The organism is Sphingobium limneticum (assembly GCF_008710155.1).
GTDB lineage: Bacteria > Pseudomonadota > Alphaproteobacteria > Sphingomonadales > Sphingomonadaceae > Sphingobium > Sphingobium limneticum.
Genome location: NZ_VYPZ01000036.1, coordinates 10,623 through 30,589 on the forward strand (window position 1 = coordinate 10,623; position 19,967 = coordinate 30,589).

At 60.5% G+C, this 19,967-nt stretch carries 14 protein-coding genes; 6 read left to right on the forward strand and 8 right to left on the reverse strand.

Translation table 11 applies throughout. The features are described from left to right. Nucleotides 1-28: 28 nt before the first annotated feature. The 6 genes from F4U94_RS21800 to poxB all read right to left on the reverse strand — a co-directional run bounded on the left by F4U94_RS21800 (nucleotide 29) and on the right by poxB (nucleotide 7,646). Complete coding sequence (locus F4U94_RS21800; protein ID WP_120252896.1) at nucleotides 29-529, reverse strand: DUF1543 domain-containing protein; 501 nt, start codon at nucleotides 527-529, stop codon at nucleotides 29-31. Beyond that, nucleotides 526-2,205, reverse strand: coding sequence for an FAD/NAD(P)-binding protein (locus F4U94_RS21805; protein ID WP_120252895.1), 1,680 nt, complete (start codon nucleotides 2,203-2,205; stop codon nucleotides 526-528). The genes F4U94_RS21800 and F4U94_RS21805 overlap by 4 nt, the downstream gene beginning before the upstream one ends. Beyond that, nucleotides 2,202-2,978, reverse strand: a complete 777-nt coding sequence (locus F4U94_RS21810; RefSeq protein WP_120252894.1) for a transglutaminase-like domain-containing protein — start codon at nucleotides 2,976-2,978, stop codon at nucleotides 2,202-2,204. The genes F4U94_RS21805 and F4U94_RS21810 overlap by 4 nt, the downstream gene beginning before the upstream one ends. Next, complete coding sequence (locus tag F4U94_RS21815; RefSeq protein WP_120252893.1) at nucleotides 2,975-3,457, reverse strand: hypothetical protein; 483 nt, start codon at nucleotides 3,455-3,457, stop codon at nucleotides 2,975-2,977. The genes F4U94_RS21810 and F4U94_RS21815 overlap by 4 nt, the downstream gene beginning before the upstream one ends. Beyond that, a complete protein-coding gene (locus tag F4U94_RS21820; RefSeq protein ID WP_120252892.1) occupies nucleotides 3,454-5,535 on the reverse strand; it encodes a catalase in 2,082 nt (693 codons plus the stop codon). Before F4U94_RS21820 ends, F4U94_RS21815 begins: the two co-directional genes overlap by 4 nt. Before the next feature lie 365 nt (nucleotides 5,536-5,900). Continuing rightward, nucleotides 5,901-7,646: a ubiquinone-dependent pyruvate dehydrogenase gene (poxB, locus tag F4U94_RS21825; RefSeq protein WP_120252891.1), complete on the reverse strand. Its 1,746-nt coding sequence runs from the start codon at nucleotides 7,644-7,646 to the stop codon at nucleotides 5,901-5,903. Between the two features lie 285 nt (nucleotides 7,647-7,931). Here poxB and F4U94_RS21830 point away from each other — a divergent pair, with 285 nt between their 5' ends. The 5 genes from F4U94_RS21830 (at nucleotide 7,932) to F4U94_RS21850 (ending at nucleotide 15,089) form a co-directional block, all read left to right on the forward strand. After that, a complete protein-coding gene (locus tag F4U94_RS21830; RefSeq protein ID WP_120252890.1) occupies nucleotides 7,932-8,441 on the forward strand; it encodes a 2Fe-2S iron-sulfur cluster-binding protein in 510 nt (169 codons plus the stop codon). Next, nucleotides 8,438-9,424, forward strand: a complete 987-nt coding sequence (locus F4U94_RS21835; protein WP_120252889.1) for an FAD binding domain-containing protein — start codon at nucleotides 8,438-8,440, stop codon at nucleotides 9,422-9,424. The genes F4U94_RS21830 and F4U94_RS21835 overlap by 4 nt, the downstream gene beginning before the upstream one ends. Beyond that, nucleotides 9,421-11,754, forward strand: a complete 2,334-nt coding sequence (locus F4U94_RS21840; RefSeq protein ID WP_120252888.1) for a xanthine dehydrogenase family protein molybdopterin-binding subunit — start codon at nucleotides 9,421-9,423, stop codon at nucleotides 11,752-11,754. The genes F4U94_RS21835 and F4U94_RS21840 overlap by 4 nt, the downstream gene beginning before the upstream one ends. A gap of 582 nt (nucleotides 11,755-12,336) precedes the next feature. After that, the gene (amyA, locus tag F4U94_RS21845; protein ID WP_150412236.1) at nucleotides 12,337-13,824 is read left to right on the forward strand and encodes an alpha-amylase; all 1,488 of its coding nucleotides are present in this window, start codon (nucleotides 12,337-12,339) and stop codon (nucleotides 13,822-13,824) included. Nucleotides 13,825-13,892: 68 nt separating this feature from the next. Next, nucleotides 13,893-15,089: a DUF2252 family protein gene (locus tag F4U94_RS21850; protein ID WP_120252887.1), complete on the forward strand. Its 1,197-nt coding sequence runs from the start codon at nucleotides 13,893-13,895 to the stop codon at nucleotides 15,087-15,089. Nucleotides 15,090-15,497: 408 nt separating this feature from the next. Here F4U94_RS21850 and F4U94_RS21855 read toward each other — a convergent pair whose 3' ends face one another. Further along, entirely contained in the window at nucleotides 15,498-16,415 is a 918-nt protein-coding gene (locus F4U94_RS21855; protein ID WP_120253521.1) for a hypothetical protein, read from the reverse strand. A 242-nt stretch (nucleotides 16,416-16,657) separates the two neighbouring features. Beyond that, the gene (locus F4U94_RS21860; protein ID WP_120252886.1) at nucleotides 16,658-16,969 is read right to left on the reverse strand and encodes a PadR family transcriptional regulator; all 312 of its coding nucleotides are present in this window, start codon (nucleotides 16,967-16,969) and stop codon (nucleotides 16,658-16,660) included. Nucleotides 16,970-17,538: 569 nt separating this feature from the next. Between F4U94_RS21860 and htpG the strand changes: the two genes are divergently transcribed. Then, nucleotides 17,539-19,425 (forward strand): molecular chaperone HtpG, encoded by a 1,887-nt coding sequence (gene htpG, locus F4U94_RS21865; protein WP_120252885.1) that lies wholly within the window; start codon nucleotides 17,539-17,541, stop codon nucleotides 19,423-19,425. Nucleotides 19,426-19,967 lie beyond the last annotated feature (542 nt).

A 19,967-nucleotide genomic window follows, 5' to 3' on the forward strand; every position in this document is an offset into this window, starting at 1 on the left:
ACGGGCGGCGTTTTCGTTTAGCGCACGTCTATTTCAGCGGGATGTAACGGCAGATGAAGGGCGGCTGACCTAAAGCTGCGTGGGGCGTCAGATGAATATGCAGCCCGTCACCGATGAGCCCGTCGAGCGCGAACGCCTTCTCGGCTTCGTAGATGTCGTCGCGGTGCGCATCCTTCCAGTCTGAAATGGTCGCGAGCGCGCGAACCTTCGCCTCCTTCATGGAGGTGGCCACCACAAACATATTCCGATGCTGCTCAGCGAAGTCCTTGCCATCATAGCCGCCAAGATTAACGAACCACAGCTTCTCGCGAGCACCTGACGGTTCTGGCCGCAGGTCGACGGTCCAGCCATCGGCATGGCTGATCTCGGCATAGCAATCGACGTGAAGCGTCCCCGGTGTGCCCCACCACTCGGCCCGGAGTTGGTCATGGGTCGCTTTGATCGTCTTCGCGACCACGAGCCGAACGTCGTGAATCTCGATGTTCGCCGAGGGATGTTCGCCGCCGATGTAGATCGCCCAGAGTTTCACGAGGCCCTCTCCTCATCCCCGAACGCTTCGCCCTGTCGGTCTCTCATCGCATCAGCCGCCTGCGCCAGAGCCGCTCCGACCGTCCCACCCAACTCATGCGAACTGGTGATGCCCTGAACGAAGGGATGGCGTTCGAGGATGAACGGGATGCTGAGACAGAAAAGCCGATCGCGCGCCGGGTGATCGCTCACCGGATGGAAATCCTCGTCTACCACGATGCCCTTTATGCCCGGCGCATCGTCCTCTGCTGCGTCACGGATGACATCCTGCTCGAGCAATGTCGGAAACGGGAACTTCTCGGCTTCCAGCGGCCGCTGCCCGGTCGCGTCGATGAAGGCCGGAAAATGCCGACGCTCGCCCCCGACGGTGACGACTGCGCCCCGCTCCGACCCACCTGTATAGATCCTGTGATCCTCGCCCAGCGCGATGACCGAGAGATGTCCGGCGCGGTGCAACGCCAACAGCCGTTCTATCGAGAGATGCGGAACGGTCGCATACTCATCGACGAACACGGGCTTCAGATAGCGGTTGAAGCGCTTGAGCGCCTCCTCCTCAAGATGGGGCACGATCAGCCCCAGCACCTCGTGCATGCGCAGGATCGCATAGCGCCAGGGCACGGTATATTTCCGCTCGAAGTTTTCCCGCGCCTCGGCGACATTGGCAACCGCCCACTCGAACGGATCGGCCGCGACACGTTCGGCGAAATAGCGTTCGGCGAAGTCTTCAAGCGATAGCTCGGATAGCCCGACCTTATCCGCATAGCCCGGATCGGCGGTGGCCAACTCCGCCCGGAACAGGTCATAGGATCCGTCGAGCAGATGGGCGCAGTCCTCTGCGATCAGCCGTTCGATTGCTTCGGGCGTGCAGGTGGACAGCGGCTCGAACGGGATCGGATAGTAGAAATCGGCCTCGGGGAGCAGGCCCTTACGCGACATCATGGTGATACACAGCTTCTCGGCGCCTGGATGGATGCGGTAATCGATCGCCTCACTCTCGGTCTCGATCATCGTGCCGTGCGCGACGGCCAGCGCCACCGCAGCGTCGATCGCCGTTAGCGAGCTGCCCCGAATTCCGACCGACACCGGCGGGATGCGCTGCAGCGCCGTCGCTGGCCACGGGCTCAGGAAATAGCCGGGCCGCACCTCAGGCTCCTCCGGCCACTGATGGCCGGTCGCGAGCACGACGCGGTCGTAAATTCGTTCGCACGCCTCGCCGTGGCGCGGCTCGACCGACAGATGCAGGCCGCCATCCTCCGCGCGGATGTCGGTCACCCTGCAGCTCGTTGCAATCTCGACGCTGATCCCTCGCGTGCGGGCCTCGTCGATCAGGCCGTTGAACTGATCGAGGAAATACTCGCCGAGGGCGACGCGCGGGTAGAAGGCATGGTCGTCGATCTGATCCGGATCGATCCCAAGCCGGACCAGCCGCGCGCGAGGCTGCCGCTCTAGCCAGTCGATCAATGTCTCGCTGATCGGCGGGATCTCGATGGATGCGATGTTCGAAAGCATCGCAGGGTCGTTCCATCCCGGCCGGTAGGGCGTGCCAAGGCCAGCGCGAGGCTGCTCCTCGTAGATCGTGACCTGCGCCGTGCCGCTAATCTCCCGCAGAAATGCGCAGAAGGTGTAGATGGCGGTCGGGCCAGCTCCAACGAAGGCGATAGAAAACGGTGTCGTCATGCGGCGGTGACCTCGACGCTCTGGCTATTCATCACTGCGGTCCCGAAGGCCGTCAGGAAAGCTACGTCCGCGGCGTCGCGACCGATCCCGATCTTCGCCATGTCACGCTCCTTGGCCATGCCCGTCGCATCGACCAGATGCCATTCACCGCCCACAAAGACCTCGGCGACCGCATGGAAGTCGGGCGGCTCTACGCCAAGCGCATACACACTTGCGATACGAGCCGGGATGCCCGCGGCACGGGCGAAGGTGATCATGACATGGGCGTAGTCCCGGCAGACGCCCTGGCGCTTTACGAAGGTGTCGAGCGCTGTCGTCTCGGACGTGCTGACGCCTGGAACATAGGCAAAGTGACCCGCGATCCAGTCACGCATCGCGACGATCTTCGCTCCGCCCTCGGTACCACCGAACTCCGTTGCAACGAAGGTTTCGAACTGATCTGAGGGGCAGTAGCGTGAAGACCAGAGATACTGAACGGTCTCACCAGGCAACTGATGCGGCGCGACGAGCGGGAGGTTGAGGCAGTTGTCCAGCACCCGCTCGATGCGGACGGTGGCGCGATAGTCGACCAGCAACTGGCCCTGCACGCGCATCCATATCCTTTCACCGATCATGTCGTGCGAGGCGACGCGCGCGAAATGCTCGGTGGGCGTGATGTCGATATGCGCAGCGTCGATCACCTGTTCGGGAATCGCGGCGGCCTCGATCTGGAGGAGCACGTCGGTCGGCTGCTCGAACCAATAGTCGAGACTGGCATGGATCGAGAGGCTCATCGTGCCCGCGCTTCCTTCAACCGCCGCGCATTGCCGGTCGCGGTGCGATGAACCGGTCCCAGAGCGCCCTTCCCCATCTTCGCCCCCGCGGTCATCACGCCAACTGCATAGTTGGCGCTCTGGCTGGCAAGCGTAGTCACCTCAGCAGCGGTTGGCATTCTCCCGGCAAGCATCATCATTCCCGCCCGCTGCATCTGTGCGACCAAGGCCGTTTGCATCGCGATGGTGTCGCGGGCGATCGCCTCCGCGCTGCGACTGAACGCCGCCACCTTTTCCGGCACCATCCGCGATAGCTCGACGTAGTTGCCAGTGATGGGTGCGGCGGTCGCCATCCGCATCATCTCCGTACGCGCCGTGATGACGTCGCCCGACGCCCTCATGGTCTCCGCACTGCGCAGCCAGGTAGATTGCATGTCGAGCCCGGCTGACACCATGCGCGACCAGGCGCTGAACGGATCGAACATCCCGCTCGCACTCATGCCAGCATCCTCAGCGAAGGTTCGCGTGCGTAGAAGCGCTGCGCGGCGGCCTTCACGAACGCGCCGTCCAGACCAGTCACACCTTCGTCGGGTTCGACCCCGGCCTTGTCGAGCAACGGCTGTGCGGCCTTGCTCGCGCCGATCGCCTTGAGATGCCCGAACGCGTTCATCACAAAGTCGACCGCCGCCGCCTCCTTGAGCAGGGCGGCACAACCTTCCTCCGACAACACGATCGCCACCGCGTCAAAGATCTGGCTCGGCGATCCGGCGAGTTGACCGTCGGCCTTCTGCACCGTTCCGTCGGAGAGCTTCGCGCCACCGACCTTGGGAGCAACCACCACCGCCTTGCCCTTGGCCTTCTTCACCGCCGTCATGACGGTCGAGAATTCGGCAGCGTCGGTCCCGTCTGCGATCAGGATTCCCACCGCACGGCCCTCGAGCGTCGCCTTCATATTTTTGTGAATCGAGAGCGCGTCCGACGGCTTCATGTCGATCGGCGTCTTTGCGGCCGGAGCCTTCTTCGGCAACTCGATCCCGAGGCCGGCGGCCACCCGCTTCGCCAGACCCTCGTCGACGTTGCGAAGATTGGCGACCATGCGGCCAGGCACCTGGTCGAGCAGGCCGACCTTCGACAGCTCGAACACGAAGGACGAGGCGATATGCGCCTGCTCGCTCTCAGTCTGCGAGCGGTAGAACAGCCGAGCCTGGCTGTAGTGATCGGCAAAGGTCTCCGAGCGGACCCGCAGCTTCTCGCCGCTCTCATCCGACCCCGTCACGGCATCCACCGTCGCAAACCCGGCCATGGGGCTCTCACGCGGTCCGCCCTCCTCGCCATGTGCGGCGAGGCTGTTCGGCTCATAATTGGCGCGCCCCTTGGGCACCATCGTCTGCATTTTGCCGTCGCGCTGGAAATTGCCAAATGGGCAACGCGGCGCGTTTATCGGGATCTGATGGAAGTTGGTCGTGCCGAGGCGCGAGTTCTGGGTGTCGAGATAGGAAAAGAGGCGTCCCTGCAGCAGAGGGTCATTCGAGAAGTCGATGCCCGGTGGAATGTTCGATGGCAGGAATGCCACCTGCTCGGTCTCGGCGAAGAAGTTGTCGACATTGCGGTTGAGGGTCAGCGTCCCGATCAACCGGACCGGCACATCCTCCTCAGGAATGAGCTTGGTCGCGTCGAGCACATCATAGGGCTGGGCGTCCGCGAAGGCCTGGTCGAACACTTGGATGCCGAGATCCCACTGCGGAAAATCGCCAGTATCGATCGCCTCGAACAGGTCGCGGCGCTGATAGTCGTTGTCGGCGGCCTGAAGCTTGAGCGCCTCGTCCCAGATCGTAGACTGGATGCCGAGCCGCGGCTTCCAGTGGAATTTGACGAAACTCGCTTTGCCCGCCGCGTTGACCAGCTTGAAGGTATGCACCCCAAACCCTTCCATCGTCCGGAACGAACGCGGTAGGGTGCGGTCTGACATCGCCCACATGAGCATATGGGTCGTTTCCGGCATCAGCGACGCCCAGTCCCAGAAGGTGTCGTGCGCGCTGCCGGCCTGGGGATAACCGCGGTCGGCCTCCATCTTCACGGCATGAACTAGGTCCGGAAACTTCAGCGCATCCTGGATGAAGAATACCGGGATGTTGTTTCCAACCAGATCCCAGTTGCCCTCGCGAGTGTAGAACTTGACCGCGAAGCCACGCACGTCGCGCGGGGTATCGACTGAGCCGGCGCCGCCAGCGACCGTGGAAAAGCGGACGAAAACCTCGGTCTTCTCGCCCTTGGTGAAGACCGCAGCCTTCGACAGGTCGGAGATATCGTCGATCGCCTCAAAAACCCCGTGTGCGCCGGAGCCGCGGGCATGGACGATCCGCTCGGGAATGCGCTCGTGATCGAAGTGGAAAATCTTCTCGCGCAGGACAAAGTCTTCGAGCAGCGTAGGTCCGCGCGAACCGCTCTTCAGCGAGTTTTGATTGTCGGATACGGGCACACCGTGGTTGGTCGTAAGGACCGCCGTGTCCAGACCCTCCGCACTCTGATGGGTCTCGCCGCCGGTTGGCTTGCTGCTGGACTTAGGTGACTTTGCCATGCCGGAATGTCCTTTCTACGCGGGCACCTCCGATCGCACCCGCGCCAGGCCCCCAACACGATGCCAGCCTAGCTGCTCATCGGATGGTCCACCGCTGGTGTTCGAAGCACGGACCGAGACATTCAGTCCGTTCCGCCCTAACGCGCGAGATGTGCTTTGGTCACCTTGGGGCACGACCAGCAAGCATTTTTCGTGAATCCTTAACCTGCGTTTATAACGGTGGATGCGCGGTGACAGGCTTCATCGTGCGCGTTCGAATGGACCTAGTTTGCATGGAAAATAACGGGCGACCAACCTGGATAGGCATCCGTCCCGCCCCGGATTTGTTGGTTGTCTAAGGCATTTATTAAATTGGGCACTCAAACTTAGAATAGCTTTCGCAGAAATCCGGCATTGGTCTTGCCAAGCTCGATGATCTCGTCACCGCGCCCGCTCATGATCGCTTTGGCCATATAGAGCGTAAAGCCCTTCATCTGCTCAAGTGTGACCTTGGGTGGTAGGGACAGCTCCGTTCGTGCCGTCACGGCATCCAGCAAGGCAGGTCCAGGGTGCGACAGGACGTCGTGCATAGCGCTTTCCAGCTCCCCTGGATCCGAGACACGCACACCGTGAATGCCGATACTGCGCGCCATGGCGGCAAAGTCCGGATTGTCGAGCGCGACCCCCGTCTCGATAAGGCCTGCCGCTTTCATTTCCATTTCGACAAAACCCAGGGTGCCGTTGTTGAAAAGGATGATCTTCACCGGCAGGTTGAGCTGCCGCAAGGTCAACAGTTCGCCCATCAGCATTGCAAGGCCGCCATCACCAGACAATGTGACAATCTGCCGATCCGGATAAGAGACCTGCGCCCCGATTGCCTGAGGCAGCGCGTTTGCCATCGAGCCATGATTAAAAGATCCAAGGAGCCTGCGACGGCCATTCATCTTAAGGTAGCGCGCTGCCCAGACCGTCGGCGTGCCGACGTCGCAAGCAAAGACTGCATCGTCGCTCGCTTGCTCGCTCAGCACCCGGGCCACATGCTGGGGATGAAGGATACCACCTGGCTTCCCCTCGGCGAGATCGTCAAGCTCCTTTCGTGCCTTGGCATAATCGTCTCTGGCCGATGCGAGGAAGCCATTATCGCGGTTGGCCTGCACCAAGGGAAGTATCGCCTCGATCGTCGCACCGACATTACCGAGCACGCCAAGATCGATAGGAGTCCTGCGCCCCAAATTTTCCGGCCGCACGTCGATCTGCACGACCTTGGCCTTGGTCGGATAAAATTGACGATAAGGAAAATCTGTGCCGAGCATCAGGAGGAGATCGCATGCCATCATCGCCTCGTAGCCCGATGAAAAGCCGATCAAGCCGGTCATCCCCACATCATAGGGATTAGCATATTCGACCCATTCTTTTCCGCCAAGCGCATGGACGATGGGCGCTTGGAGTGCACCGGCGATTTGCAATAATTGTGTATGGGCATCCCTGCACCCCCGCCCGCCAAGGATCGTGATGCGGCCAGCCTCATTGAGCATGGTCGCGAGTTTTTCAAGCTCGTCAGAATGAGCGCTCAGGGTGGACTTAGCTGGTAGCAGCGCATCGGCAGATCGAGCGATCTGACCTTTGGCCGCCTGTAGCGCAACGTCACCCGGGATCGATACGACCGCAACACCTCGATGCCCTACCGCCGCCCGTATCGCCGTCTCAAGCGTTCGCGGCATCTGGTCAGCATCCGAGATCGTCTCGCAATAGACGCTGCAATCCTTGAACAGGGCTTCAGGCTTAGTCTCCTGAAAATAATTAGAGCCGATCTCGGCGCTTGGAATCTGGGCGGCAATGGCAAGAACGGGAACGCGGGTCCGATGGCAATCATAAAGCCCATTGATCAGATGCATGTTACCCGGACCGCAGGACCCGGCGCAAACCGCCAGTTCGCCAGTAAGCTGCGCCTCGGCACCGGCGGCAAATGCGCCTGCCTCCTCGTTCCGGACATGGACCCAGTCAATTGTGCCCTGACGCCGCAGGCTCTCGGTGATCCCATTCAGGCTATCGCCCACCACGCCATAAATCCGCTTCACGCCAGCCAGATGAAGGGTCTGGGTGAAAAGGTCGGAAACAGTCATTTTAGACATCGGCGAACTCCGGGCAATCGGGTGGCATCAGGATTTTTGGCCTCTCTCCTGGCGCAGATGCCCGCATGGACTTTTACCCGGCTCGCACTCGCTCCGTTCTCTTAACAAATGAGTGGCGCGAACGTTGCGAGGCTTGATTGACTACAGTGGCGGCGTCCTGTCGGACCGCGCTGCGGGCTGAGGTAATTCCCGCCATGGCAGGCGCGTCCATCTGATTTCGCTACGGTGTGGCACCAAAGCTCCAAGCGACCGTTTGTGCAAGATTGCCGGAAGAAGGAAGCGCAGATGCCTCTCATCATCAACGGTTCTCCTGCCCCCGTTCCCCATGATCCGCGCGTGTCGCTGCTGGATCTGTTGCGAGAGTCGCTGCATCTTCCTGGCACGAAAAAAGGTTGTGATCAGGGCGCGTGTGGGGCTTGTACCGTGCTTGTTGATGGCGAGCGAATATTGTCCTGTCTTGCCTTGGCTGTGCAATATGAAGGCCGGGAAATTACCACGGTTGAAGGACTGGCAGGCGAAAATGGCCTTCACCCGATGCAGGAGGCCTTCATTGTCCATGATGGTTTTCAGTGCGGCTATTGCACGCCGGGTCAAATTTGCTCGGCCATCGGCATGGCAGCCGAAGTCAGGCGCGGCGTGCCAAGCCATGTCAGCGCGGACCTCACCGCAGATGTGGCTTTGACCCGCGAGGAATTGCAGGAGCGCATGAGCGGCAATCTCTGCCGTTGCGGGGCTCATAACGGGATCATCGATGCCATCCGCGACGTGCTCGAAACCCGGGAGACAGCGGTATGAACCCGTTCAGCTACGTGCGAGCTGTCGACAGTGCAGACGCGCTGCGCCAACGGGCAGGCCATGCGGCCGCCTATCTGGGCGGGGGCACCAATCTGGTCGATCTCATGCGCGAAACGGTGGCACGGCCGGAGAAGCTGGTAGACGTCACCGGCCTATCGAGCGCTATCACGCAGAGTGATGACGGGGGCCTGCTGATCGGTGCCGCCGCGCGCAATACTGCGCTTGCCGAGCATCGCGTAGTGCGAACCCGCTACCCGATGCTTGCGCGCGCCATTCTTGCTGGTGCCTCTGGCCAGATCCGAAACATGGCAACAGTCGGTGGTAATCTCCTGCAACGCACCCGATGCGCATATTTCTACGATACGGACGGGTCGCACTGTAACAAGCGGCGGCCGGCATCGGGATGCGACGCCTTGGAGGGTTTCAACCGCAACCACGCGATCCTTGGCGCATCACCGGCCTGCGTCGCCACGCACCCCTCCGACATGTGCGTTGCTCTGGCTGCGCTGGATGCGACGGTGCATGTGGAAGGGAAAGGCGGCGCGCGGACCCTGCCCTTCATCGACCTGCATCGCCTGCCGGGCGATCATCCGGATATCGACACCACGCTGGAACAGGGCGAACTCATCACCGCCATCGCCTTGCCGCCGCTGACTTTCGCAAGCCGATCAAACTATCGCAAGGTTCGCGATCGATCGAGCTATGCCTTCGCCCTCATATCCGTCGCCGCCGCGCTGAAGATCGAGGGTGGCCACATAAGCGATGCGCGCATTGCCCTGGGCGGCGTGGCGCACAAACCATGGCGCGCTTTCAAGGCGGAAGCCGCGCTGCAAGGCCATGAGGCGACTGAGCCGGTGTTCCGCGCGGCCGCTATGGCAGAACTCGCCGACGCCCAGTCGCTCAGCCGGAATGGCTTCAAGATCGAACTGGCGACGCGGACCCTGATTGCTACCTTGGCGGATCTGGCGGGAGGCGCATCATGAGCATTATCGATTCAGCGAAATCCGCCGCGCAGACCCTGGTTCAGGGAGCGATGAGCAAGCTGGTCCCGCTCGCGCCCGACAGTTGGATTCCCGGCGGCGTCCCCGATCCCCTGATAGCCCGCAAGCATGGGTTGATCGGCACGCCCGTTTCGCGCCTTGATGGTCCACTCAAAGTCCAGGGACGCGCACGCTTTTCCGCTGAGGTAGATGCGGCCGATATCGCTTATGCCGCCCTCGTCCACGCCGCCGTCCCGCGTGGCCGGATTGCAACGCTCGACACGGCGGCCGCGCGGGCAGCGCCTGGCGTCATCTTAGTGATGACCCATGAAAATGCGCCGCGCATGAATGCGCCGGCCCTGTTCGGCTCATCGCCGACCGCAGTGGGACCGGCCGACCTGCCCGTCATGCAGGATGATCGCATCCACTGGAACGGGCAGCCGATCGCCATCGTGCTGGCAGAAACGCAGGAGCAGGCGGACCATGCACGGTCGCTGGTTGTCGCGACCTATAGCATCGAACCGTCCATCACATCGCTGAAAGCGGCGAAGGATGCCGGACCGAAGCCGGGCCTTTTCATGGGCGAACCGTTGCTGACCCAAATCGGCGACGCGGAAGCATTCTTATCCGCAGCGCCTTATAAGATTGACCATCTCTACCGCACGCCGCGGCACAACCATAACCCGATCGAGCTGCATGGCGCGACGATCTGGTGGGACGGCGACACGCTTGTGATCCATGACGCAACCCAGATGGTGACGGCCCAAGGCCTGACCATCGCAGGCGTGTTCGACCTAAAGCCTGAACAGGTGCATATTCTCTCGCCTTATGTCGGTGGAGGGTTTGGCAGCAAGGGTTTGTGGGTGCATCAGATCATCGGGGCTGCCGCCGCTAAGCTGGCGGGCAGACCGGTGCGCATCGCCTTGTCGCGCGAAGGCGTATATCGCATCGTCGGCGGACGGACCCTGACGGAGCAGCGTGTCGCGATCGGCGCACAGGCCGACGGGTGTTTCACGAGCATCATCCATAGCGGGATAGCCGCGATGACCCCGCACAATAATATGCCCGAGCCTTTCATCTTGGGCACCAAGGTCGGCTATGGCGCGGACAGTTTCAAGTTATCCGTCGAGACGGTCGAGATGGACATGGTGGCCAACACCTTCATGCGCGCGCCGGGCGAGGCGGTAGGGACGTTCGCCCTGGAATGCGCGATTGACGAACTGGCAGCCGAAATCGGCATGGATCCGGTAGACCTGCGCATTCTCAATGAACCGGTAAAAGACCCCATATCAGGCTTGCCCTTTTCCTCACGTCACATCGTTGAGGCATGGCGGCGAGGCGCTGAGCGGTTCGGCTGGTCAGAGCGCATCACCACGCCAGGCACGCGACGCGAGGGCGAATGGCTGATTGGCATGGGCTGCGCTACCGGCACCTATCCCTATTACCGGATGCCCGGTGCCGCCGCGCGGATCACCTTGACGAGGAACGGCACGGCGACCGTCGAAATCGCCGCGCATGAAATGGGGATGGGCACATCCACCACGACAGCCATTGTAGCTGCCGAGCGGCTTGGCCTGCCGATGGACAAGATCGATGTCCGCTACGGGGATTCGACGATACCCGGCGCAATCATGGCCGGCGGCTCGCAGCAGACGGCTGCGATCGGCGGGGCTGTGATCGCCGCCCACAATGCGCTCGTCGCGCAGCTTCTCAAGATGGCAGGCAATGACTCGCCGCTCGCCGGACTGACGTCGGCCGAGGTTGGAAGCGAAGACGGCGCGCTTGTAAAGCTGGACGATCCGACCCGGCGGGAAAGCTATGCCTCTATCCTGAACCGAGCGCAGATGGACAGCATCGTCGCGTCTGAAGAAGCCTCGCAACCGCTCGAAATGATGCACTGGTCGATGCATTCCCACAGCGCGATCTTTTGCGAGATCGCAGTCAACTCGATCACTGCCGAAACGCGCGTTCGCCGCATATTAGGATCGTTCGACTGCGGCCGCATTCTCAATCCCAAGACGGCACGCAGCCAGTTTCGCGGTGGCATGATCATGGGCCTGGGCATGGCGCTGATGGAGGAAACCCAGTTTGACGAGCGCAACGGCCGGATCATGAATCCAAGCCTCTCAGAATATCATATCCCTGTCCATCTGGATGTGCCCGATATCGACGTGATCTGGACCGACATTGCCGATCCGCACACACCGATGGGCGCGCATGGCATTGGCGAAATTGGCATTACAGGAACAGCGGCAGCGGTAGCGAATGCTGTCTATAATGCGACTGGCAAGCGTGTACGGGATCTTCCCATTACGCTGGATAAGCTGTTGTAACGGATCTGCGCGAATGGCTCCGGGAGACCGTCTCCCGCCGGTAAGGCGCAGTTGCAAAGCTCCAAGGCTGCCAGATCTGCGATAGCGACGTCTGCGGGAAAGCGCCGAATTACCGGTTTCGCGAGCTTGGCCAGAACTCGGGAAAGCCCATCGACCGACTACTATGGCACGTGAAGCCACGCAAACTCATGCCCAGCGCTGTCGGCCAAAACGTGGCAGTATCCACTCGTCGGCAGCACGGTCAAATCCGGCCATTGTGAGCGCAATTGTCGCCCAATACGACACAATCAATAGCTGGCATCATGACATCGGCGAAAACGATAGATGCTGGAAACATCAATAGCCTACATGTAGGGCTCGGTGCGTGTGTTGCATGTCGATGTCGCCTCTTTGCAGCCGTTATACCGCTGAGATCTGGGCCTTAGGAGCGGACAAGTTCCTTTCTAGATTTCACGCGAACAGGTGTCCGTTAACTGATCTAGGATTGAGAACTGAAAAGGTTGGCATCATCTTTTCACCGATCCGGAAACCAATAAGGGCGCCAGCAGTTATCGCGCTGCCCTCGAATTGACTGGAGCATGCATGAGCGGACGGACCCTGCTGCAATTCTTCCACTGGTATACGCCTGACGGCGGTAAACTATGGTCCGAAGTAGCAGAGAAGGCGCACGACCTCGCCGATATGGGCATCACCGACGTCTGGCTGCCCCCCGCCTATAAGGGGGCTTCAGGCACTTCCTCCATCGGTTATGACACTTATGATCTCTTCGATCTCGGCGAGTTTGACCAAAAGGGATCGATCGCAACCAAATATGGCGACCGCACAGACCTCGAAAGGGCAACGCAGTCCCTTTCGGACGTGGGCGTCGGCGTCATCCACGATGTGGTCTTCAACCATAAAATGGGCGCAGACGAAAAGGAGCGCGTGCAGGTGCGGCGCGCCAATCCGGATAACCGCGAAGAGATCGAGGATGAGGCGTTCGACGCATCCGCCTATACCCGTTTCACCTTTCCGGGGCGCGGCGGCCAATATTCGCAGTTTATCTGGGACATGAAATGCTTCAGCGGCGTGGACCATATCGAGGACCCCAACGAGAATGGCGTCTTCCGCCTGGTCAACGAATATGGCAACGGCGAATGGAATGCCGAGGTGGATGAGGAGATGGGCAATTTCGACTATCTCATGGGATCAGATGTCGAGTTCAGAAACAACGCCGTTTATGAGGAGCTGAAATATTGGGGTCGCTGGCTGCCCGACCAGGTCCGCTGCAACGGCTTCCGCCTCGACGCGGCCAAACATATTCCGGCCTGGTTCTTCCGCGACTGGGTACGGCATGTCCGCGAGGCCGTAGACCGCGAGCTTTTCGTCGTAGCGGAATATTGGCATCCTGACATGGACGTGCTGGCCCGGTATCTCGACCATGTCGATCAGCAACTCATGCTGTTCGACGTGGCTCTCCACCATCGCTTCTTCGATGCGTCCAAGGCGGGGGCGGACTTCGACCTGCGGACGATCTTCGACGGCACGCTGGTGGCGGCGATCCCCGACCATGCCGTGACGCTCGTCGGCAATCACGACACCCAGCCCCTACAGGCGATGGAGGCCTCGGTTGAGCCCTGGTTCAAGCCACTCGCCTATGCCCTTATTCTGCTACGCGAAAACGGCGTACCCTGCATCTTCTATCCCGACCTCTATGGCGCGCATTACAGCGACACGGGTGACGATGGTGAAAGTCATGAAGTAGAGATGTCTAGGATAGACTGCCTGCCGAGGCTGATCGAGGCCCGTAAGCGCTTCGCCAACGGACCGCAGACGGATTTGTTCGACGATCCGCACTGCATCGCCTTCATCCGCCACGGTACGTCAGATGCTCCGGGCTGCGTGACGATCCTGTCGAACGGCGCAGAAGTATGGAAGCAGGTAGATCTAGGGCCGGACCATGCCGGGGCCGGCTTTCGCGACTATCTTGGCCATTGCGAGGAAGAGATCTTCGCGGACGATGCCGGGAAGCTCGACCTGCGCGTCAACGGCGGAAGCGTCAGCCTGTGGGTGCGTAGCGAAACAATCTGATTGCAAGTCTTGGGGCAACATATGTGACGCTGCCGGAACGGTCTGGATTGTTGCTCGTTAGTGTCTGGATGAAGCCTTTCGCGCCCGCAGATCGCATTCCTTATCTCCATACCCGCCGCGATCTGAAAATGGCGCGATCGGCACATGCCTTTGTGCGCGGTAACACCGCACGCTTCTACGAATGGCTCGCGGATGCCAGCGTCGCCCGGTTTGTGCCGGAAGGCCCGCCGATATGGATATGCGGCGATTGTCACCTCGGCAATCTCGGCCCGCTGGCCGACAGTGACGGTAATGTAGCGATCCAGATCCGAGACCTCGATCAGGCAGTCATCGGCAATCCCGCCCATGATCTCATTCGTCTAGGCCTGTCGCTTGCCATGGCCGCGCGCGGTTCCGATCTGCCTGGCGTCGTCACCGCGCGCATGATGGAGGAGATGGTCGCAGGCTATGCCCATGCCTTCACAGAACCGAACGAGGATGAGGATCAGGCGCAGGACGAGCCGGAGGCGGTGCACACGGTTCGCCGCCGCGCACTCAACCGCAAATGGCGCCATCTGGCGAAAGAGCGGCTGGAGGCCGTCCAACCTGTTATCCCTCTGGGCAAGCGCTTCTGGCCGCTGGACGGAGCGGAATATTCCGCTCTGCGCGATGTCGTCACGCATCCGCCGGTCAGCAACATGATCCTATCGCTGGATCATCGTAGCAAGGACCGGACACTTGTGATGGCGGACGCTGCCTATTGGATGAAAGGATGCAGTTCGCTGGGCCTTCTGCGCTTTGCTGCCATCGTAGCGTTGAACGGGAAGAAGCGCGCGGACTATGCGCTGGTGGATCTGAAGGAAGCTGTTGCCCCCGTCGCGCCGGTGGCATCTGGCGCACATATGCCGGACGATCCGGCCGAACGCGTGCTTGCTGCGGCGCGTGCCTTGTCCCCGCATCTAGGCGAGCGCATGGCTACCGCGACACTGCTTGGTCATTCGATATTCGTGCGGGAACTGATGCCCCAGGATCTCAAGATCGAGGCGGAGCAGTTTTCGCGAGCCGAGGCACTAAAGGCTGCGCGATATCTAGCTTTCGTCGTAGGCAAGGCGCACGGGCGGCAAATGGACATCTCGACACGGCGCGCATGGCTAGCATCGTTACGCAACGGCCGGTCGAGCGAGTTGGATGCCCCGTCCTGGCTCTGGCAAGCCATAGTTTCTCTCGCCGCGCGGCACGAAGCGGGCTATCTTGACCATTGCCGCATGGTCGCGCTTGCAAACTGACTTTGAGGGGATCGTCAGGTCGATCAATCTAGTCAAACTTGAGCGATCATTCGAACGTTGTTAGAGTTTCCCAAGTTCACATTTCAACTCCCACATCGGGTAATCGCGTCCGAGATGATGGTAGTCGACTTTATTCAACCGGCCTTGGTAGGTAATGTCATCGGCGGGACAGGCCTATTTGCGGTTTTTGCGCATGGCGAGATCCGAAGCGATACCGTTAAGTAACTATGACGAGGAAGTGACATACTGTCAGGCTAAACCCAGATTCTTCCAAGGCGCGACCTTCGGCGTGCTGTCGTTCTGCCTATGTCGACCCTAATCGGACACCCAAAAGCTAATTTCTATTCATCAGATGCGGACGGTCCGCAATTCCAGTAGGCGCCCGATACAGCGAATGCTGCCAAGTGATCAGGCCAACGCAACGAACAGGTGCGCGTTGGACGAGGGTTCATCCATTGTGCCACGCGCGAGCTCAGCAGCCCCTTCACGGACACCGGACAGTTTCGGCAGCGCCCAAAGGCTCAACACATAGCCGATGATGGCACTCCCGCCATAACCCACGATTGGTGTCGGATAGTTGCCCAGAGCAGCTGCAGTGATTGCGGCGAACCAGACGGTGCCAAACGCGCAATAGATCGTGCGGTGGGCGGCATCCCGACTCCAACCCACTATCGCCGGGACCAGAAGCATCGCCAGGCCACCCAGCACTGCGAGGCCGGCAGCGGCGTGAATGCCGAACGACGAGTAGAGAATCTGGTCGACATAGGGAGCGGCTGGCAGCGTATCAGGCCGAACCAGTGTTGCCGCGAAGCTGATAATGCTGGCCGCCAACGCGAGGCAAACATGTCTGTCAGGGCGAATGACTGCTAGTGTGGCAAGGCAGAGCGCGAGCATTCCGGCCATCGCTCGGTCTGGTTGCAGCGCCATTGCGACAGCCGCAGCGATGATGCTGATAGTCGCCAACACGCTACGGATCCGCGAGAAAGTGACAAGCATCACGGGCATTAAGATCAGACTCGGCTGAATGGCCACCCCGCTGAGGTTCACCCAGCGTGCTGCCCCGTCTACTTCGGAGCCGAAAAGAGCTGTTGCTAGCATCGCAATCGCCATTGCGATGCTCACACCGTCTCCCCATCGCTGACTAGCTGCAGCAGTGCGGTCGAGCAGTGCCAGCATCGACAGACCGATAGCGAATGCGCCGACATTAACTCCTAGATAGCGCGCTGGCGCGCCAACGAATGCCATATAGAAAATACCTAGCACGACGGCGGTGATCACGCAGATGATTCCAAGCGCGCGAGGTCGCCTGCCGTCGAGCATGCTCATGATGGTCGGTCCTTCCGAATACTCTCCCGCAAGGGAGACAAATGGTTTGAGAAGACGTGATGCAACGGCACGAGGTATCAGTCCGCATAAGCTACCAAGCGTAAACATGAGCGCCTCGGTATCATCCGGGATAGCGGCGGCCTCGTAGCGGACCGCCAATCCCCAGGTCTGCATCGAGGCAGGCAGCAAATCTTGCACGGCAGCGCATGCAAGATTGATGACGCTACGGCGTAAGCCATTTCTCATATGACCACCGCCCCGTTGTCCCAAGCTATAGTGGCTGCCTGGCTTGGAGGATTAGCGCGGGCAAGTTGCACACCGCTCGCGGTCAGTCGATAGGCGTGCCGTGGCGGCCGCCCTACTTCAGTGGACTGCTGCCATTGAGCTTCGAGATAGCCCTGCCCCTCTAGGCGGATGAGGAGGGGGTAAAGCGTGCCGGATTTCACTCCGGCACGCCGTGACAGCTCATAACCATGAGACCACTTGGATCCTGCACTTAGCAAGATGGCAAGGAGCATCCGGGCGTGAGGCGAGAGCGCGCGTGTTCGAGGCATGCACCATAAATCTACTTATATAGATTTATCGTCAAGCTTTAGTTTCGATATAGCATCGACCATGCGGACTAGCAGTTAATTCTCGCGTTTTTGGGCCGAGAGAAGCCCTTCTGTCACCGACCCTTCTGAGACATTCATGGCCTAATTTCTCGTTCCTGATTCCAGTCAGTCAGCTTCTTCACGTTAGCACGGGTCAGAGGTGCTGCCAGGCTGCGTTCTTTGTGGCGTCGGTGATGGCCTGAAGGGGTGGTGCAGGAAGCCCCAGACAAGTCCGGCACAAGCAAGATCAAGCATGCCTGGGTGTCGCGACGCTTTCAAAATGAGCCCGCCCTGGCGCAACTGAACAAGGCGCCAATCAGGGAAAATCGCCATGCCCACTGTGACGTTGAGACCGAAAGATCCTTGCGCTGGATTGCTGAGAAATGAAGGTTGCGACAAAATTCTGATTGGAACCGCTTTTGACAGGCAGGGCCAAGACGGGCGGTGCTTTGAAGCTCACCTCTTGAATGGAAATCGCATTCGATCCATCTGACCGTCGTACAGTCTGCCATATGAGAGAGCGAAGACCCATGACGACCGACACCGTGAGCGCCCCTGAAACGCATGCCTTCGAGGCAGATGTTTCGAAGTTGCTGCATATGATGGTGCACTCGGTCTATTCCGACAAGGACGTGTTCCTTCGCGAGTTGATCTCCAACGCGGCCGACGCGTGCGAGAAACTGCGCTATGAGGCAATTTCAGATCCAGCCCTGTTCGGCGACGATCCCCAGCCGCGCATCACTCTGGTGCTCGACAAGGAAGCCGGGACAATCGTCGTCGAGGACAATGGTATCGGCATGAGCGCCGCCGACATGGGGGAAACGCTGGGCACGATCGCGCGATCGGGGACCAAGGCCTTCATGGACAAGCTGACCGCTGACAAGAATGGTGAAGGCCAGCAATTGATCGGCCAGTTCGGCGTCGGCTTCTATTCCGCTTTCATGGTGGCGGGGAATGTCGATGTCGTGTCGAGGCGTGCAGGAACTGATGAGGCCGCCAGTTGGTCGTCGGACGGCCTCGGGACATACACGATTGCGCCAGTCGACAAGGCGGAGGCGCCAGCGCGCGGTACGCGGGTTACACTGCATCTGCTGGATGATGCCAAGACCTATGCCGAGCGTTACACGGTCGAGCGGATCGTGAAGGCGCAGTCAGGCCATGTCCCCGTGCCTATCTTCATCAAGGAACTGGGCAGCGAGGAGGAAGAGCGACAGGTCGCTGATGGGGCGGCACTTTGGACCAAGGCGAAGTCGGATATCAGCGAAGAGGATTATGCCGACTTCTACCGCAGCGTCGCGGGCCAGTTCGATAAGCCCGCCCTTACGCTCCACTATCGCGCGGAGGGGCGGCACGAATATTCCGTGCTGACCTTCATCCCCGAAACCAAGCCGTTCGACCTGTTCGATCCCGATCGCAAGGGACGGATCAAGCTCTATGTCCGCCGCGTCTTCATCACCGACGAGGCGGAAATCCTGCCTCGCTACCTGCGCTTCGTGCGGGGCCTTGTCGACTCCGCAGATTTGCCGCTCAACATGTCGCGTGAAATGATCCAGGACAGCCCCGTCTTGTCCGCGATTCAAAAGGGCGTGAGCAACCGCATCCTGTCGGAACTGGACAAGATCGCAATCAGCGATGCTGACCGCTATGGCGCGATCTGGGAGAATTTCGGGGCGGTGCTCAAGGAAGGCCTCTATGAGGATTTCGAGCGGCGCGCGTCGTTGCTGGGCCTCGCCCGGTTCAAGACCAGCACGTCGAATGGCGAGTGGCGCTCGCTGAAGGACTATGCGGCTTCCCTCAAGGACAACCAGACCGCGATCTATTATGCGACCGGGACCGATCTCGATCGCATCGCCAAATCGCCACAGCTCGAAGGTTTCAAGGCGCGCGGGATCGAGGTTCTGCTGCTGCCCGACCAAGTCGACAGCTTTTGGACGACCGTTGGTGTGGATTATGACGGCAAGCCCTTCAAGTCGGTGACCCAAGGCGCGACCGACCTCAGCCTGATCCCGCTGGCTGAAGGCAGCGCAGCGACGGACGCGCCGAGCGAGGATGTGAGCAGCTTCATCAGCTTCGCCAAGGACGCCCTAGCCGAACAGGTGTCCGATGTCCGGGTTTCCGACCGATTGACGACCAGCGCCGTGTGCATCGTCGCATCGGAAAGCGCGATGGACCTACAACTCGAGCGGATGCTGGCAGCGGCCGGACAGGCGCCCGAACGGGCGAAGCCGGTGCTGGAGGTCAATGCCGGCCATGCACTGATCGCCAAGCTCGGCCAGCCCGGGGCCAGCGACGCAGAGAAGAGCGACCTCGCCTTTCTGCTCCTCGACGAGGCGCGCATCGCTGAAGGTCAGCCACCCACCGATCCTCGCGCTTTTGCGGAGCGCCTGGAGCGATTGATGGCGAAATCGCTGAACTGACGCATCATGCCCCGACATCGAGGTTTTCACTTGCCTAAGGCCAGGCCGTGAAGAGCTCGGCCGGAGGCGGGAATAAGGGTGCCGATTGTTTTGCCCGTGAAAGGGAACGGTCGGCACCGGAAGTCATGGCAGTTTCAAATGCCAGGCCGCCCCTTTAAGCCGCCTTCCTAGGACGACCCTTTGCGGTCGTTCAGCCGCCGATTTCGCGTTACCAGGTCCGGACTGTCCGGTATCCGGCAGGTCGCGACCAGACCCGGTCGCTCAGAAAGGCTTCATTGAACGTCGTATCTAACCGAAAGCGGTCGATCGCGAAGGGGGCAGCGCCGACCTGATCGGCGAGCGCCTCGATCCATGGGTTACCTGGGCAGTTCGCTAAAAACGGCATGAGAAGGCAACATTGTGTTGCCCCGTCGCCTGAAGCGCCCCGGGTTTTCAGGAGGCAGTTTTCATTGGGCTATGCAGCCATATCGAGGTTCTCGAGGGCTGCATAGTAATTGTCTTCGGCCTCAGCGGGCGGGATGTGCCCGATAGGGCCGAAGAGC